This is a genomic window from Sorangium sp. KYC3313, assembly GCF_052075895.1.
In the GTDB taxonomy this organism is placed as follows: Bacteria; Myxococcota_A; Polyangia; order Polyangiales; family Polyangiaceae; genus Sorangium; species Sorangium cellulosum_B.
The window spans coordinates 3,361,707-3,379,120 of record NZ_CP197255.1; the positions used below are offsets into that span (position 1 = coordinate 3,361,707).

Annotated in this window: 13 protein-coding genes; all 13 read left to right on the plus strand. The window is 70.9% G+C overall.

The annotated features are described in order from the left end of the window. Nucleotides 1–79: 79 nt before the first annotated feature. The 13 genes from ACSRUE_RS13125 (at nt 80) to ACSRUE_RS13185 (ending at nt 17,362) form a co-directional block, all read left to right on the plus strand. Complete coding sequence (locus ACSRUE_RS13125; RefSeq protein ID WP_441291276.1) at nt 80–643, plus strand: hypothetical protein; 564 nt, start codon at nt 80–82, stop codon at nt 641–643. A 93-nt stretch (nt 644–736) separates the two neighbouring features. Beyond that, nucleotides 737–1,171 (plus strand): hypothetical protein, encoded by a 435-nt coding sequence (locus tag ACSRUE_RS13130; protein WP_441291277.1) that lies wholly within the window; start codon nt 737–739, stop codon nt 1,169–1,171. A gap of 217 nt (nt 1,172–1,388) precedes the next feature. Further along, nucleotides 1,389–3,743, plus strand: a complete 2,355-nt coding sequence (locus ACSRUE_RS13135) for a DUF3160 domain-containing protein (protein ID WP_441291278.1) — start codon at nt 1,389–1,391, stop codon at nt 3,741–3,743. Between the two features lie 242 nt (nt 3,744–3,985). Continuing rightward, entirely contained in the window at nt 3,986–5,077 is a 1,092-nt protein-coding gene (locus tag ACSRUE_RS13140) for an MBL fold metallo-hydrolase (protein WP_441291279.1), read from the plus strand. A gap of 187 nt (nt 5,078–5,264) precedes the next feature. Further along, the gene (locus tag ACSRUE_RS13145; RefSeq protein ID WP_441291280.1) at nt 5,265–5,504 is read left to right on the plus strand and encodes a hypothetical protein; all 240 of its coding nucleotides are present in this window, start codon (nt 5,265–5,267) and stop codon (nt 5,502–5,504) included. Between the two features lie 232 nt (nt 5,505–5,736). Then, the gene (egtD, locus tag ACSRUE_RS13150) at nt 5,737–6,702 is read left to right on the plus strand and encodes an L-histidine N(alpha)-methyltransferase (protein WP_441291281.1); all 966 of its coding nucleotides are present in this window, start codon (nt 5,737–5,739) and stop codon (nt 6,700–6,702) included. Continuing rightward, complete coding sequence (locus ACSRUE_RS13155; RefSeq protein WP_441291282.1) at nt 6,699–7,988, plus strand: SUMF1/EgtB/PvdO family nonheme iron enzyme; 1,290 nt, start codon at nt 6,699–6,701, stop codon at nt 7,986–7,988. Before egtD ends, ACSRUE_RS13155 begins: the two co-directional genes overlap by 4 nt. After that, entirely contained in the window at nt 7,985–8,779 is a 795-nt protein-coding gene (locus ACSRUE_RS13160) for an ATP-binding cassette domain-containing protein (RefSeq protein ID WP_441291283.1), read from the plus strand. The genes ACSRUE_RS13155 and ACSRUE_RS13160 overlap by 4 nt, the downstream gene beginning before the upstream one ends. Beyond that, nucleotides 8,776–10,299, plus strand: a complete 1,524-nt coding sequence (locus ACSRUE_RS13165) for a glycine betaine ABC transporter substrate-binding protein (protein ID WP_441291284.1) — start codon at nt 8,776–8,778, stop codon at nt 10,297–10,299. Before ACSRUE_RS13160 ends, ACSRUE_RS13165 begins: the two co-directional genes overlap by 4 nt. 533 nt (nt 10,300–10,832) lie before the next feature. Beyond that, complete coding sequence (locus tag ACSRUE_RS13170; protein WP_441291285.1) at nt 10,833–12,152, plus strand: monooxygenase; 1,320 nt, start codon at nt 10,833–10,835, stop codon at nt 12,150–12,152. A 1,823-nt stretch (nt 12,153–13,975) separates the two neighbouring features. Next, a complete protein-coding gene (locus tag ACSRUE_RS13175; protein WP_441291286.1) occupies nt 13,976–14,620 on the plus strand; it encodes an RNA polymerase sigma factor in 645 nt (214 codons plus the stop codon). Next, entirely contained in the window at nt 14,613–16,160 is a 1,548-nt protein-coding gene (locus tag ACSRUE_RS13180) for a tetratricopeptide repeat protein (RefSeq protein ID WP_441291287.1), read from the plus strand. Before ACSRUE_RS13175 ends, ACSRUE_RS13180 begins: the two co-directional genes overlap by 8 nt. Next, nucleotides 16,157–17,362 (plus strand): hypothetical protein, encoded by a 1,206-nt coding sequence (locus ACSRUE_RS13185; RefSeq protein WP_441291288.1) that lies wholly within the window; start codon nt 16,157–16,159, stop codon nt 17,360–17,362. Before ACSRUE_RS13180 ends, ACSRUE_RS13185 begins: the two co-directional genes overlap by 4 nt. The last annotated feature ends 52 nt before the right edge of the window (nt 17,363–17,414 follow it).

A 17,414-nucleotide genomic window follows, 5' to 3' on the forward strand; every position in this document is an offset into this window, starting at 1 on the left:
GCGCCTGGCGCCACGCACGCCCGACAGACCGGCCCCCCTGGAGTTCCCGTTGCCCCTCGGATCTATCACGACCCGTGCGGTGGAGCGATCCTCCACGGTCACGAGCGCGGGCGGTGAGCAGCTGAAGCGCGTTGGCCTCCGCGCATACGAGGTCGGCCGGCTGCGCGTCGCCGCGCGCGCGGCGTGGATACTGGTGCCCGTCGTGCTCGTCTGCATGCTCGAGACGGGCGAGCGCGAGACCTGCGCGTGCCTCGGGGTGCTCCTGCTCGGCGCGAGCTTCTTCCTGCGCTGGCGCGACCGGCAGGGGGCGGACTCGGTGCGCTACGGGCTCCTCGCCGGCGCGCTGCCGCTCCTGGCGGGGCTCGCCGCCGGCCGGGTGGCTCCGGCCTGCGCGGACGCGCCGCTCCTCTCCGTGTGCACTGCCGTGTGCCTGGGCGTCGGTGTTCCATCGGGCGTGTGGCTCGGCGCCCGCCTCGTCCGGGGCTCGGCGCCCGCATCGACCTGGCTCGGGGCGAGCGGCATCGCGGTCCTGGCCGCGAGCCTGGGCTGCGCGGGCCTCGGCATCTCGGGTCTCCTCGGCGCAGGCGCTGGCTTGGTCCTCGGCGCTGCGTCCGCGAAAGTGCTCTTGCGCGCTCCGACATAGCCTGCACGGTGGCTTCCGTGGGATGGCACGCTTGGCGTTCTTACATTCGCTCGGGTTTCGCGGTAGAACGCGAGATCCGTCAGGTAAGACAGCATGATCTACAGCTTCCCAAGCTATGTGCCCGGCATTGCGATCGCCGTCGCGGTGCTTGCCGCGTCGATCGGCGTGCTCCTGCTGTGGAGGCGTCAGCCGCTGGTGGTCGCCTTGATCGCATTCGGGGTTTCCGCGGTAGCGGGTGGCCTCTTCGCGCCGATGCTGGCGATGGATCGGGTCGTCCTCGACGACGAGAAGCTGGAGCAGACGACAGGCTTCTGGTTCGCGCCGACCGTGAAGGGATTTCGTCACGCTGATGTCGCATCCGTCGCGATTGGCACCGCCAGGGATAGAAAGAATCGCAAGATCGAGGTGTGGATTGTGAAGATGAGGGACGGCCAGACGCGAGAGATCGACCCGGGCGACCTCTGGGAGATGAACGGTCAGGACATCCTCCGGCGCCTGAGAGAAAAAGGGATCGAAGTCAGCCGATGAGGACAGGCTTGCTCGTCTCGCGCCCGGTGCCGGCGACCGTCGCCGAGCAGGCGCGGCATGAGCTCGGCGTCCAGGAGCCCCATTTAGAACCGCCGGCGCCGTACGACACCCACACCCGCGGCACTGGAGCGGCCAGCAGGAAGCCAGGAAGCCGCTTGTCGACTGGGATGGCTGGTACGCCGGTTGCTTGTCTGTGGCGTTGGCACACATGGCGTGGATGAAACCCGCGATTCGAGCGTCCTTCGGCCTGGTGCCGCGGCACAACGATCCGGGTTTGGCACACCGGCACACCGGCCCCCGTGCCGCCAAAGGAGCAGGAAAATCCGTGCACACCCAACGAATTCTCTCCGCCCTGGTCAGCGTTGGCTTGCTCGCGGCGTGTTCTGGTTCCACCGAACCGGGCGGGCCGGGCCCCGCCGGTCCCGGCGACGAGCGTCCCGATGACGTCGGAACCCAGGTGCAGCTCGAGCTCAGCTCGGTCGCAGCGACCGAAGTCGAAGCCCAGGTGGCCGCCGCCAGACAACACGACGCGGCGTCCCTCCAGGAGGCCTACGCGGTCTCGTTCTCGAACGATCTGGGCTACGGTCTCACGGACGTTCAGAACCTCGATCTGATCCAGCGATCAGAGCTGGGCCTGAATGACGCGGAGCTCGAGGTCCTGGCCGCCAACGGCTTCGTCGTCTCCAGCCGACTTGCCTATCCCAGCTTTCCCTACGCCTACGCTGCCATCTACGTGCACGATCTGCCGGTCTTCGTGAGCGGCGACATGGTGCTCGAAGCCATGCACCGTTCGTACGACGACATCTTGCAGGCCCTGGAACGAGCCGTCTTGATCCCGCGTGTCACCCGCTTGCTCGACACGATGCGTGCTCGCCTGGCGTCCGGAAATTCCGGGCTCTCGCAGCAGGCGGCAGCCGACGCGGACTTCTACCTGACCGTCGCGCGCAGCCTGCTGATGGGAGCGCCGAGCGAACCCGTGGCGGGGGCAAGCAAAGCCGACGTCGCGTCCTTCCTGACTCACGCCGAAGCGGCCGACGGAGAACAGAAAAAGTCCATGTTCGGCGTTCCGCGCCGCTTCGACTTCTCGCAGTTCAAGCCCCGGGGCCACTACACGGACACGGTGGCGCTCGAGCGCTATTTCCGCGCCATGATGTGGATGGGACGCATCGATTTTCGGCTCATCGAGACCATGCCCGATGGCTCGCGCGTCTTCTGGCGCCGCCAGCTCGAGGCGGCGCTGGCGTTGCGTGGCTTGATGGATGCCGCGGCGCTGGAAGACTGGTCGGGCATCGATCGAACCGTCACCGCGTTCGTGGGCGAGCACGACTACATGATCGTGCCCGAGCTGGACGAGCTGTTGAGAGGCCTGGGGGTGTCCGATGCGAGCGGGCTTGCCGCCATCGATGACACGACGATCGCTCAGGCGATCATCGACGGGCGCTACGGCGAGCAGCGCATCGCGAGTCACATCATGCGAAAGGACGGCGGCGATTCCACGTTCCCGCTCAACGCGAGCTTTGCGTTCTTCGGGCAGCGCTACGTGATCGACAGTCACGTGTTCTCCAACGTGGTGTACGACCGCACCGCGACGCGCGTGGTCCCGAACCCGCTCGACGCCGCGTTCGCCGCCCTGAAGAACGATCACGCGGTGAGCCTGCTCGCGGGTGAGCTCGAAGAATGGAGCTACGCCGGCGATCTGGCGGCCGTCCGCGTCATCGCCGACGCCCACCCGCCATCGTACTGGGAAGGCAGCCTGTACACGTCCTGGCTCGGGGCGCTCCAGACGCTCTCGGCGAACGCCACGACCCTGGGGCCAGCCGCGGAAGGTCTACCCAGCGTGGCGCGCAGCGAGGCGTGGGGGCGCCGTTTGCTGAACACCCAGCTCGGATCGTGGGCGCAGCTCAGGCATGACACGATCTTGTATGCCAAGCAGTCGTATACCGGCAGCAATGGCTGCGACTTTCCGGATGCGTACGTCGAGCCCTACCCCGAGCTGTTTCAAAGGATCGCCAGATTCGCCGGCCAGGGCCAGGCCTTGGTCGATACCCTCGACTTCAGCTTGAACGGGAACGACACGCTGGCGGAGCAGGTGAGCGCCTACTTCGGCACCCTGTCGCGCATCGCGACCACCTTGAGTGAAATGGCGGAAGCGCAGCGGACGGGCATGCCGCACTCGGAAGAGCATCTGACCTTCATCAAGCAGGCAATTCACATCGAGGGCGGTGGCAGCGGCGACCCCTGGCAAACGGGCTGGTACAAAGATCTGTTCTTCGATCCCGTCGACGGCCTGAAGAGCGACCCGACCATCGCCGATGTGCACACGGACATCGGAGGCGACCTGCCGGTCCCGCGATCTCCGTCGGTGTTGCACGTGGGCACCGGCAATCCACGCATGATGGTCATGACGGTCGATACCTGTCAGGGGCCGCGCGCGTACGCGGGCGCAGTGTTCGCCTACCACGAGCACCTGGCGGAGGGCTTCACCCGACTCACCGACCAGGAATGGGCTCGGAAGCTGGTTCAGGATCCGCCGGCCGATGTGCCGTGGATGGCGCCGGTGCTGGCGGAGTAGACACCGGCGCGGCCAGGCCCCGCGCTGGTCCGACATCGCCCCGCTCCTCCGGCGCCCATCCGGCGCCCCGTCTGGACGATCAGTTCATTTTTCTGATGTTTCAGGCACAGAAAGTCTACATTCCGGGACGTACGGTGCAACGGCGAACGGGCGGCGAACACGGGCCGCCGTCCCGCCGACGGGCGGCGAGCAGCGCTCGCGCGCCGCCGACGACCGAAGAGAGCCCGGAGAGAAGAACGATCATGCGGATGATTTCCACGCGGCGAATCGCGTCCATCGCGGCCTCACTCCTGCTGCTCGGAGGCGCTCTCACCCTCCCCGCCGCGTGCGCCGCCCCGGCCCCGCCGAGCAGCAGCGCTCCGAAGAGCCCGGCGGCTCCGGAGCAGCCCGCCGCGACGCCGGCGGCACCGGGGCCGTCTCCGGCGGCGAGCGCGCTGGTTCCGCACGGCGGCGAGAGGCGTCAGGCGGGCTTCTACCACACGCGCGTGGGCGACGTCGACGTGACCGTGCTTTCCGACGGCACGTTCGGCCTGGATATCTCGAATGGCCTCGTCCTCAACGCCAAGCCGGGCGAGGTCGACAAGCTCCTCGCGCGATCGTTCCAGAGGTCGCCGATCGACGTGTCCTTCAACACCTTCCTGATCCACAGGAACGGCAGGACGATCCTCGTCGACACCGGGTGCGCAGAGCTCATGGGCCCCACGACAGGGAAGCTCCCCGCGTCGCTCTCCGCGGTGGGCGTGAGCGCCGAGAGCGTCACCGACGTCTTCCTCACGCATGTTCACCCGGATCACGCCGGCGGGCTCGTGATCGGCGGGAAGAAAGCCTTCCCGAACGCCACCGTCCACCTGAACCAGAAGGATCTCGACTACTGGATGGACAAGGCGAACGCCGCGAAGTCCTCGGGTATGCAAGCCCAGTTCTTCGCCGCGGCGCAAGCCACGTTGCAGCCCTACCTCGACGCCGGGCAAGTGAAGCCGTTCACCGGAGCGGCCGAGTTCTTTCCGGGGTTCCGCGCGGAGCCGGCGTACGGCCACACGCCCGGCCACACGCTGTACGCTCTCGAGAGCGGCGGCCAGAGGCTCCTCCTGTGGGGCGACCTCGTTCACCTCATGGCCGTTCAGTTCGACGAGCCCTCGGTGGCGGTGGCCTTCGACGTGAACGCGCCGATGGCCGTGGAGACGCGCAAGAAGGCGCTCGCCGACGCGGCCGACAAGGGCTACCTCGTCGCGCACACCCACGCCCCGTTTCCCGGGCTGGGCCACGTCCGGAGAGACGGAGAGTCCTACCGCTGGGTGCCCGCCCCCTACGTCGACGACGCGAAGAGGAAGTAGCGCGACGCCGCGAGGACGCACGGACGGGCTCACCCCCGCGGATGGATAACGCGCATGGCCCGCTCTCCCCCGGTGACGACCCGATCGAGCGCCTCGCGCAGGACGCCTTTGGCCGCACGGCGGAGCAGGGGGGAGATCCTCGACGCGATCGCCAAGAACCTGCCGGCGCAGATCCTGGGGGGCGAAGGTGGGGAAGTCGTCGCTCTTGCGCTGGGCGGAGCGGCATGTGCCCGCGGGCCGGCCGGTGGCCTGGATCGATCCGGGCGTCGGCTTCTCGCCAGGGATGCTGGTCGCGGCGATCGCGCGGAAGGTGAACAAGCCCGAGGTGGCCGCACGGATCGAGCAGGAGGGGGCGACCCTGCGCGCGGCGATGGAGCAGTTAGGGAGGCTCGGGCCTTACGCGTTCAGGCAGGTTTTCCACGCCTGAAACGCCTCGGATTACCGCGACGTAGCACCAAGCGGAAGGCATCCTACCGTATCGCTGTACCCTACTGGCTCTACCTGCCCGGCCCCCGTTTTCTGCACACCCCTTGAGTACGCCCGCGCTGCCCGGGTTTCACCGAGCATCGTCCACGGCGGCACGCCGGGGATCCATGCTTGACGTCCGCCGCTCTCCTCCCAATGGACGCCCTGCCCAGCGCTCCCTCAAGGAGGTCCTGTTGAGCTCCACATTCGCGGAGGACGCGTACCCTTCACCCGATGAGTGCGCTCGGTTGCGCGAGAGCCTCACACGATCGCTGCCCGAGATCCCGCCCGTCTACTTCTACGACGATCTCGGGAGCGAGCTGTTCGAGCAGATCACCCATCTCGAGGTCTACTACCCGACGCGCACGGAGATCGGCATCCTCGAGCAGCGCGCCGGAGACCTCCTGCGCGCCGTCCGGCCGCGGCGCCTCGTCGAGCTGGGCAGCGGCGCGGGCCGCAAGATCCGCATCCTGCTCGACGCCTGGCGGTGGGTGGGCGGCGGCGAGACGTGCACGATGCTGGACGTGAACGGGCTCTTCCTGGAGACGTCGATCAGCCGCCTCCGCACCGACTACCCGGAGTACACGTTCCGCGGCGTGATCGGTGACTTCACCACCGACCTGCCGCGGCTCGGCCGGGGCGGGGGGCGCCTCGTGCTCTTCCTCGCGGGCACCATCGGCAACCTCTACCCCGACGAGCGGCGCGCCTTCTTTCGCGAGGTCGCGCGCGTCATGGAGCCGTCGGACGCGCTGCTCGTCGGCGCCGATCTGGTCAAGGACACGGCCCGGCTGGAGGCCGCGTACGACGATCCGGAGGGCGTGACGGCGGCCTTCAACCGCAACGCGCTCCGCGTGATCAACCGGCGCTTCGGGGCGAATTTCGCGCCCGACGCGTTCGCGCACCGCGCCTTCTACGACGCGGCGCGGGCGTGGATCGAGATGCGCCTCGTGGCCTCGCGGCGGATGCGCGTGCAGATCCCGGCGCTCGATCTGCGGCTCGATCTCGAGCGCGGCGCCGAGATCCGCACCGAGGTGAGCTGCAAGTTCACGCGCGACTCGCTCCAGGCCTCGGCCCGGGCCGGAGGGCTCGTGGTGTCTTCGTGGCACACCGATCCCGACCAGCTCTTCGCGCTGGCCCTGCTCCGGCGGAGCGACGCGTGACGGAGGCCTCGTTCGAGGCGCTCCTCGCCGCCGCGTGGCGCCGCAGCGACGATCTGTTCGCGCTCGTCCCGGAGGCGTCGATGGGGCGTCGGCCCATCGCGCTGCGACACCCCTTCTCGTTCTACCTGGGGCACCTCCCGGCCTTCGCGTGGAACCAGATCGGCCGAGGCGTCCTCGGGCTCGGGCCCATGCGGAGCGATTTCGACGTGCTGTTCGAGCGCGGGATCGATCCGGCCGACGAGGACGGCGCCCGGGCCGCGTCGAGGGGCGCGTGGCCGGCGATCGCCGAGGTGATCGCGTACCGCGACGAGGTCCGCCGCGCCGTGCGGGCGCGCATCCCCGACGTGCTGGCGCGCGCCGAGGACGTGCTCGGCGCGCGGGGGCGGATCCTCCAGCTCGTGCTCGAGCACGAGCGGATGCACCACGAGACCCTGATGTACATGCTCCAGGAGCACGGCGCCGCGCGGCGCCCCGACGGCGCGCCCGCGTTCGTGGGCGGCGGGGGGCGCGCGGCCGAGCCCCGGCACGTCCCGGCGGGCCGCGTGGTGATCGGCGCGGACTTCGAGGCGATCCCGTTCGGCTGGGACAACGAGTTCGGGCGCGCGGAGATCGATGTCCCGGGCTTCACCATCGACTCGTTGCCGGTGCGGAACGGCGATTACCTGGCCTTCCTCGAGGCGATGGAAGACGGCGCGCGGGCCGCGCTCACGCCCCGTACGTTCGTGCGCCGCGGAGGCGGGCTGGCGGTGAAGACGATCTTCGGGCCGGTCTCCTTCGAGGTCGCGTCCGGCTGGCCGGCGCAGGTCTCGGGCGAGCAGGCGCGCGCCTATGCCGTCTGGCGCGGCGGGCGCCTGGCGACCGAGGCCGAGCTGCGCCGCGCCGCGTTCGGCGAGCCGAGCGGCGGTGTGCGCGCGCGTCCGTGGGGGCACGCGCCGGGCGAGCCGCGTCATGGCCAGTTCGGCTTTCGCGGATGGTCGCCGGTGCCGACGGGCAGCCACCCGGACGGCGCCAGCGCGTTCGGCGTCGAGGAGCTGGTGGGCAATGGCTGGGAGTGGACGTCCACGCCCTTCGCGCCCTTGCCCGGCTTCGTCGCGTACGCCCGCACGTACCCCGGGTACTCGGCCGATTTCTTCGACGGGGAGCACGACGTCGTCTTCGGCGCCTCGTGGGCGACCGACGAGGGGTTCCTCCGGCCGAGCTTCCGCAACTGGTATCGCCGGGACTATCCCTATGTCTTTTCGAGCTTCCGGGTCGTCCGCGAGGCGCCACGCTCTCGGCGGCGATGATCGAGCTCGAGCAGGTGACCAAGCGCTACGATGGAATCGCCGCTGTCGACAGCGTCTCCCTGCGCGTCGAGCCGGGCGAGCTGGTGGTCCTGCTGGGCGGGTCGGGATCGGGGAAGACCACGACGCTGAAGATGACGAACCGGCTCATCGAGCCGAGCTCGGGTCGCATCCGCGTCGAGGGCGAGGACGTGACCACCGTGCCGCCGCACGCGCTCCGGCGCCGCGTCGGCTACGTGTTCCAGCGGCTCGGGCTCTTCCCGCACCTGACGGTCGCCGAGAACGTGGGCATCACGCCGGCGCTCCTCGGCTGGGACGCGAGGCGCATCCGTGGTCGGGTGGACACGCTGCTGGAGCTGGTCGAGCTGGATCCAGCCGAGGTCCGCGATCGGCGGCCCGACGCGCTCTCCGGCGGCCAGGCGCAGCGCGTGGCCGTGGCGCGGGCGCTGGCGGCCGAGCCGGGCGTGCTGCTGCTCGACGAGCCGTTCGGCGCGCTCGATCCGATCACGCGCGAGCGCCTCCAGCGATCGTTCGCGCGGGTGCGCCGGAGCCTGGGGTTCTCGGCGATCTTCGTCACGCACGACGTCGTCGAGGCGCTGCTCCTCGGCGATCGCGTGGGCGTCATGCGCGGCGGGCGCCTCCTGCAGCTCGCGCCCGGCCGCGAGCTGGTGCGCGCGCCGGCCGACGACTACGTGGCCGATCTGGTGCGCGGCCCGCTCGAGCAGGCGCGCGCCGTCGAGTCGCTGATCGCGGGCGCGCCCGCGCGAACGATCGCTGGAGGCGACGCTTCGTGAAGGAGCAGCTCGCCCTCCTCCCGCGCTACCTCGCCGCCCACCTTGGGCTCACGCTGGTCGCCCTGGCGCTGGGCGTGGCCGTGAGCGTCCCGCTGGGCGTGCTGGTCACGCGATCGCGCCGCCTGGAGGGGCCGGTGCTGGGCGTGGCGAGCGTCGTCCAGACCATCCCGAGCCTGGCGCTCCTCGCCTTCATGGTGCCCGTGCTCGCGGCCCTGGGCGCGCGCAGCATCGGTTACCTGCCGGCGCTGATCGGCCTCTTCCTCTACAGCCTCTTGCCGGTCCTCAGGAACACGGCGGCCGGCCTCTCGGGCCTCGATCCGGCGGTGATCGAGGCCGCGCGCGGCGTGGGGATGACGCCCCGCGAGCAGCTCCGCCGCGTCGAGCTGCCGCTGGCGCTCCCGGTGATCGTGGCCGGCGTGCGCACGGCGGCGGTGCTGACGGTGGGCACCGCCACGCTCTCCACGCCGGTCGGGGCGCCGAGCCTTGGTGACTACATCTTCAGCGGGCTGCAGACGCGCAACACCACGGCCGTGCTGATCGGCTGTGTGGCCTCGGCCGGGCTCGCGCTGGTGCTGGACGGCCTGGTGCGTGGCCTGCTCGCCGGCGTCACGCGCCGCAGCCGGCGCCTCGTGCTGCTGTGTCTCGGCGGCTTCGCCGGGCTCGCGGTCTTCGCGGCCACCCCGGTCGTGCGCGCCCTCCTCGCGCGCGATGATCAGGTGTCCATCACCGTCGGCGCCAAGACCTTCACCGAGCAGTACATCCTCGCCGGCATCGTCGCCGGGAGGATCGAGCGCGTCGCCGGCGTGCCGGCGCGGACGCTGGGATCGCTCGGATCGACGGTGGTGTTCGACGCGCTGAAGAACGGCGAGATCGACGTCTACGTCGACTACTCGGGCACCCTCTGGGCGAACGTCCTGAGACGGAGCACGGAGAGCGCGGACCGCGCGTCGGTGCTGGCCACGGTGGAGAGGGAGCTGCTCGATCGGTACAACGTCCACGTGGCCGCCGCGCTCGGGTTCGAGAACACCTACGCGCTCGCCATGCGGCGGGCCGAGGCCGAGCGGCTGGGGATCCGGCGCATCAGCGATCTCGGGGCGCGCGCGCGATCGCTGCGGGTGGGGGGCGACTACGAGATCTTCCAGCGGCCGGAGTGGCGCGCCATCGAGCGCGTGTACGGCCTCGCGTTCCGCGAGGCGCGGAGCATGGATCCGTCGCTGCTCTACGAGGCGCTGCGGGCGGAGCAGGTGGACGTGATCACCGCCTTCTCGACCGACGGGCGGATCATCGTCGACGATCTGGTGCTGCTGGAGGACGATCGCCGGGCCATCCCGCCGTACGACGCGCTCGTGCTGGTGAGCGATCGGCTCGCGCGCACCCGCCCGGAGGTGCTGGAGGCGCTGCGCGGGCTGTCGGGGACGATCGACGCGCAGGAGATGCGCCAGATGAACGCGGCGGTGGACGAGAAGAAGGGCTCGCCGGCCGCGGTGGCCGCCCGTTTCCTCGATGAACTGCGGCGCTGAATTCTTCTGCGCTCAGTCCGACTGGTTGAGCTCATTGACAGAACGGGCCTTATGCGATGGGGCAGCCCTTCCACGCCTGAAACGCCTGGGATTACCGCGAGGTAGCACCAAGCGGAAGGCATCCTACCGTATAGCTGTACCCTACTGGCTCGGGCGCGCCCCGTAGATGGATCCCCGCGCGCGACGCTCGCCCGCAGCCGAGCTTTGACCGGACGGCACCGCGCCTCCTGGCGCGCGAGCGCCTCGATACCTTCCGCGTGAGCGCACCGTTGAACGTTCTCAGAGCGGGCGGGCACTCACCGAAGTAGCACCGACGCCAGGCCGCCGGCCCGTCCGTAGACCTGGGTCGCCGGTGCTCTCACGCGCCAAGTCTCCCGCTGTTCTCGGGAGCTCGCGGCGCGCGTTCTTCTTCCACCCAATTCGACGGCGTTCTTCGGAATCTCGGTCTTCGACCGCCCTTCCGAAAAGCTGCAGCTCAGCGCTCGATACCCTCGAACGCCGATTCAGGTCGCACTTTTCCCCGAGGAGCTCGCATGAATCGTAGTCGTTATTTGTTCTCGGCGCTGTCCTTCCTATCCGCTCTCGTGGTCGTCGCGTGCAGCGACGCCGAGAAGGGCAGCAGCGGCTCATCCGGCTCCGGTCCGGAGAACGGCAACGCGGAAGCGCTGCCGTGCGACGTCGACAAGATCCTCTCCACGAAGTGCCAGACCTGTCACGGGGCGTCCCCGAAGTTCGGCGCGCCGTTCCCGCTGGTCGACCGGAGCGATCTGGTCGCGCCCGCGGTGAGCGATCCCAACAAGAAGGTCTACGAGCTCGTCGCCGCACGCGCCCGCGACACCGCGCGCCCCATGCCTCCGCCCCCAACCGAGCGCCTGACCGACGCGGAGCTCGCGATCTTCGATCAATGGATCGCCGCCGGCATGCCGGCCGGTAAAGACACGTGCGTCGACCCGGGCGGCGGCGGAACCATCGACCCTCCGACCCTGAGCTGCACACCGGATGTCCTGCTAGCGCCGTCCGCGCCTTACGTCATGCCGAAGGACGTCCAGGACCAGTATATGTGTTATGGGGTCGATGTAGAGATCGGCCAGAAACGACACCTCGTCGGGGTCGCGCCCCGCATCGACAACAGCACCATTGTACACCATATCCTGCTCTTCAAGGCGGATGAGGCGTCTCCCTCGACGCCCACGCCGTGCGATGGGGGCGACATCATGGGGCCTCTTTTGGCCGTCTGGGCGCCCGGCGGCAAGGCCACGGAGCTGCCGCTGGAGGCGGGCTTCCCGCTGGAAGGCACGGCACACTTCACAATCCAGGTGCACTACAGCAACATCAAGGGCCTCGACGGGCAGCAAGACAGCACCGGCTTCGACGTCTGCACGACGACGGAGCTCCGCCCCAACGACGCCGGCATCTTCGCGTTCGGCACAGAAGACATCAACATCCCGCCTCACGGCTCGCTCGACGTGAGCTGCGATTACCAGTTCCCGCGGGATATGGGGGCGATTTCGGTGATCGGTGTTATGCCGCACATGCACACCCTCGGCAAGCACCTGTCGAGCAACACGGTGCCCACGGACGGCAGCGAGCCGAGCAACCTGGGGCTCGCCGATCCGTGGAACTTCGACAACCAGATCTGGTACGACAACGATACCATCCTTCGTGGCGGCGATACCGTGAGGACGCGTTGCGCGTGGGACAACCCGGGCAACCGTGCCGTGGAATTCGGGGAGCGCACGCAGGATGAGATGTGTTATAATTTCGTGATGTACTATCCGTCTCAAGAGCTAGAGTCAAAGGTGGAGGACTTGACTTCTCCGACGGAGGACGTGTCCTGTGTGACGACAAAATAGACCAGCGCGTGCAAGGCGCGCGGCCTGTGCCCAAGCGGAGGCGCGCGCCGTTCGGTGAGAGCGCTCGTAAGCCTGGCGAACAGGAGCACCGCGCGCGCCGCCGGGCGCCTTCGAGGGTCTCTTCGATCCGCGCGCCACCCCGAACGGCCGCGTCGCTCGCTTCGCTTTCAGCGAGCGGATAGGACAAGCAAACGCGTTCCGCAAAGTCACGATTCTCGGAGCCGTTCCTGACTCGTGCCGTCCGACTGTACGAGCTCATTGACAGAACGGGCCTTAGGCGATCAGGCAGGCCTTCCACGCCTGAAACGCCTGGAATTACCGCGACGTAGCACCAAGCGGAAGGCATCCTACCGTATAGCTGTACCCTACTGAGCTCGTCCAAACGGCAGCCTTCGCGGTTCGCGGCGCGTCGTGATGGCCGGCGCACGCACCTCAGGGCAGACTTCCCCCCGGCCACGTCGTCGAGCAGCGTCCCTCCCCTTTTGGTTTCGTCACGCGGGGGCCGCCGGGTACCGTCCCCTGGCGCGACGGCGCGGGTGAGCGCGTCGGGAGCGAGACGACGACGGCCCGAGGCGACGGGCCCGGTCACGGCGAACGCTCCGGGCCCAGGGCTCGCCGCTTTTGTTCGGGTTGGGCCCATGCGTTCCGAGGGGGTGCAGTCGGTAGTCTGCGGCCCCCAAAATTGCGGCAAAAGCGACGGAGCGCGACGATTCGGCACGGCATATTGGCTGTCCAACGATGAGGCGCGCGCCTTGACGGGCCCGTCGGGGGACGGTGCCTGCTCCTCGGCGACGCGGTGCGGATCCGCGAGTGCCTACACTGCCGGCGGCGGGGTAGGCCTCGCCTTACGGGCGTGAGCGCGCTCGCTCCTCCGGTACCGCCGCCAGCCCGAGCAGCTGACCGATCGCCTCGTGCACGACCCAGGCTGCATCCACGTCCCCGAGGGCGACGGCTCGGCTCAACGTGCCGGCAAGGGACGCGAGCACGGCGGATCGAGGCGACGGATCGATCGTCGTGAGCTCCCCGGGCACGGTGCTCGCCGGCTGGGCCCGGGTTGGGTCAATGCCTTCCGAACGGGTGCAATCGGTGGTCTGGTGCCCCCAAAATTCCGGGTGACGAGACGGATCGCGACGGCTCGGCACCGCAAATTCGTTCCTCCAAGAAAAGACGAGTGGCACTCGTCTCCCGGTGGACGTGGCTGCAAGAAAAGACGAGAGGCACTCGTCTCCCGGTGGACGTGGCTGCAAGAAAAGACGAGCGGCACCCGTCTTTCGGTGGACGTGGCACCAAGAAAAAACGAGTGGCACTCGTCTCCCGGCGGACGTGGCACCAAGAAAAGACGAGTGGCACCCGTCTCCCGGTGGACGTGGCTCCAAGAAAAGACGAGAGGCACCCGTCTCCCGGTGGACGTGGCTCCAAGAAAAGACGAGAGGCACCCGTCTCCCGGTGGACGTGGCTCCAAGAAAAGACGAGAGGCACCCGTCTCCCGGTGGAGGCGGCTGCAAGAAAAGACGAGCGGCACCCGTCTCCGCGGTGGAGGCGGCTGCAAGATGAGAGGGCCGGCACCCGTCTCCTGGTGGACGTGGCTCCAAGAAAAGACGGGTGGCACCCGTCTTCGCGCTGGAGACGCCGCCCTCCGACCCCGCGATCGCTGGCCCCCTTCTCGCCGGCGCTCCGGCGTCGGTCTCCCCCCTCGATGCGGCCTGTCCTTTTCCCATCGACAGATCCAGATCGCCCTTCGCGAGGTGCGCGCGGCGTTCGCTTCGCCCCCGTCGCTTTTGTGAGCCACCGGGACCCCCTCGCGACCACCTAGTCCAGTTCCCGTGGTCTTGCCCAGCGCAGCCCTCGCCCCCCGGCTCACCCTCGTCCGCCCGAGCCCCCTGACCGGCCTGGACGACGCCGGCCTCGCCCGCGCGGCTGCCGAGGGCCAGCCAGGCGCGGCCGGCGCCGTCTGGGACCGCTACGGCGCCCTGGTGCACGGCCTGCTCCGCCGCGTGCTCGGGCCGGGCGGCGACGTCGAGGACCACGCCCAGGAGACGTTCCTGCAGTTCTTCCGGGAGGTGAAGAACCTGCGGGATCCCGCGGCGCTGCGGCCGTTCCTCCTCGGCATCGCCGTGCGCGTCGCGCGGTCGGCGCTGCGGCGCCGGCGGCTCCGGCGCTGGTTCTCGGTCACCGACAGCGGCGCGCTGCCGGACGAGCCGGCCGAGGGCGTCGACGAGGGCGCGCGCGAGGCGGTCGCGCGGCTCTACGCGCTGCTCGACAGGCTGGACGACAGGGCGCGGCTCCTCTTCGTGCTGCGCCACATCGAGGGGCTGGAGCTCGCGGAGACCGCCCAGGCGAGCGGGATGTCCCTGGCCACGGCCAAGCGCCACCTGGCCAAGGTGACCGCGCGCGTCCACGCGATGGCCGAGCGGGATCCGCTCCTCGCGGCGTACGTCGAGCCCGTGGAGGAGGCGAGCGATGGCTGATCCGAGGCCCGGTGTTCCCCCGGAGGTCGCCCTGCGGCGGCTCGCGGCGCTGGCGCGTGAGGCGGGGGCGGCCCCGCCGGCGGACCGCGCGCTCGCCCGCGGCCGCGCGCGGCTGATCGACGAGGTCGAGCGCCCCGTGTTGCCGCTCGCGCCGCGGCGGCGCTGGCTCCTGCCGGCGGCGCTGGCGCCGCTGCTCGTGATCCTGGGCCTCTGGGCGCTGCGCCCGGCGGCGCGCCTGTCGTACCAGGTCGACGGTGTCGCGCCGGGAGACCGCGTCGAGGGCGCGGCGCTCGCGGACACCTACGTGCGCGGGGGGACCAGCGGGGCGACGGCGCGCTTCAGCGAGGGGACGACCGTCCGCTTCGCGCCGGGGGCGCGCGGGCGCATCGCCGCCGTGACGGCGCGCGGCGCGCAGATCCACATCGAGGGCGGCGCCGCGCACTTCCGGGTCGCGCACCTGCCCGAGGCCGAGTGGGTCGCGGCGGCAGGGCCGTTCACCGTCAGGGTGACGGGCACGGAGTTCGACCTGAGCTGGGAGCGCGAGCGGCTCGAGCTGACCATGCAGAGCGGCTCGGTCGCGGTCCGCGGCCCGCTCGTCGCGGGTGGCGTCGCGCTCCAGGGCGGCCAGCGCCTGGTCGCGGACGTGATCCGCGGCGAGCTCACGATCGCGGACCTGAGCGCCGCCGGCGCGCGCGCGCCAGGAGGCGGCGCGCTGCGCGAAGCCGACGCGCCGGCGAGGACGGACGTGCTGGAGGACGCCGGGGCACCGGCCGAGATGGGCATGCTGGAGGACGCCAGGGCGCCGGCCGAGATGGGCATGCTGGAGGACGCCAGGGCGCCGGCTGAGACGGGCGGGGCAGCCGCGGCGGGAGCGCCGGCCACCGCGGGAGCGCCGGCCGCGGCGGGAGCGCCGGCCACCGCGGGAGCGCCGGCCACCGCGGGAGCGCCGGCCACTGCGGGAGCGCCGGCCGCGGCGGGAGCAACGGCCGCGGCGGGAGCGCCGGTCACGACCGGGCCGATGGCGGCGCTCGCCCCAGCTTCGGCCGCGGTCCCTGCGCCCGCGGCGCCTGCGGCCGCCTCGGGGAGCTGCAGCGAGCATGTCGCCCGCGGTGACTTCGCCGGGGCGATCGCGGTGGCCGAGGCGCGGGGCATCGACGCGACGATCGCGGCGAGCCCGCTGCCGGAGATCGCCGCGCTGGCCGACGCCGCGCGCTACACGGGGCGGAACGACCTCGCGCGGCGCGCGCTGCTCGCCGAGCGCGCGCGCTTCCCAGGATCGCCCGAGGCGCGCTCGGCGGCGTTCCTCCTCGGTCGCATGGCGGAGGCGGGCTCGCCCGCGGCGGCCATCGACTGGTACGATCGGTACCTCGCCGAGTCGCCGGCCGGCTCGCTGGCCGCCGAGGCGCTCGGGCGGAAGATGATCGTGCTGCGCGCCTCCCAGGGCGACGGCGCGGCCCGGCCGATCGCCGAGCAGTACCTCGCGCGCCACCCGCACGGGGCGTTCGCGGCTGCCGCGGCGGAGATCCTGCGCCGCCCATGAGGCGCAGCGGGTTCGGGGTCGTCCTTGCGCTGTGCGCCGCGCTCTTCGTGTCCCGGGAGGCGAGCGCCGCGGAGGAGATCGGCGTGATCGTGGTGCGCGCGCCGCACGCCGGGAAGGTCGTCGAGGAGGCCACGGTGCGCCTCGAGGGCGAGCTGCGCGCGGTGGGCTTCTCGGTCCGCTCCCTGGAGGGCGCACCGGGCGTCGACGGGCGCGCGCAGATCGAGGGCGCGGGCGGCGTGTTCGCGGCCATCGCCATCCTCGAGACCGACCGCGGGGCCGTCGCCGGCGCGTGGATCGCGGATCACGCGACGAAGGAGACGCTGGTCCGCCGCGTGGAGCTCGGCGTCCCCGGCGCCAGCAACGCGGCGAGCGATCTCGCCGTGCGGTCGACGGAGCTGCTCCGGGCCAGCCTGCTCGAGCTGAGCGGCGCGCAGCGGCGCGAGCTGCCCGAGCGGGTGGCGCAATGGATCGCCGATGCGGCCGCGCCGGCGGGGCGCGAGGAGGCCATCGCGCTCGACGCGGGGCTGCAGCAGCCGCGAGCGGCGGTCGCGCCCGCGGATCGAGCCACGGCGGCGCGCGGGTCGGCCGCGTCCGCGGGCGGAGCCCGGGCGGCGCGCGGGTCGGCCGCGCCCGGGCGGCTTGACCCCGGGAGCGCTGCGCCCCGGGCGCCCACGGCGCCCACGTCCGACGAACGCCGGCTGAGCGTCGAGGCGGGGCTCGCGGCGCTCGCCGGCGACGTTGGTGTCGTCCCCGGGCCCTACTTCCGTGTGGGGCACGATCTGACGGCGCGCGTCTCGCTGCGCGGGACCCTCGTGCCGGCCGTCGTGGCCAGGAACCTCGACGCTCCCGGCGGGCGCGTGGCGCTGCGGCAGACCGCGGCCATGCTCGGCCTGGCGTACGCCGCCGGCCCCGAGGCGTGGCGGATCCATCCGGTGATCTCGCTCGGCGCGGGCGTCTACCATGTGACGGCCGCCGGCCGGGCGAACCCTCCTTATCGCGACCGGCGTCAGAGCTGGCTCACCGCCGGCGTCTCCGCAGGGGGCGGCGTCGGCGTCCGCGTCTTACCGTACCTCGCCGTCCACGCGGCGCTCGACGTCTTCGTGCTCGCAAGACAGCCTGTCTTCACCATCGCCGGTGTGGAGGTGGGCCGCACGGGGCGCCCGGCGCTGCTCCCGAGCCTCGGCCTGCAGGTGAGCTTCTGAGTCGCCGGATCCTTATGAATCGTTGATTTTGGTGAGCCACGGAGAGGAGCTC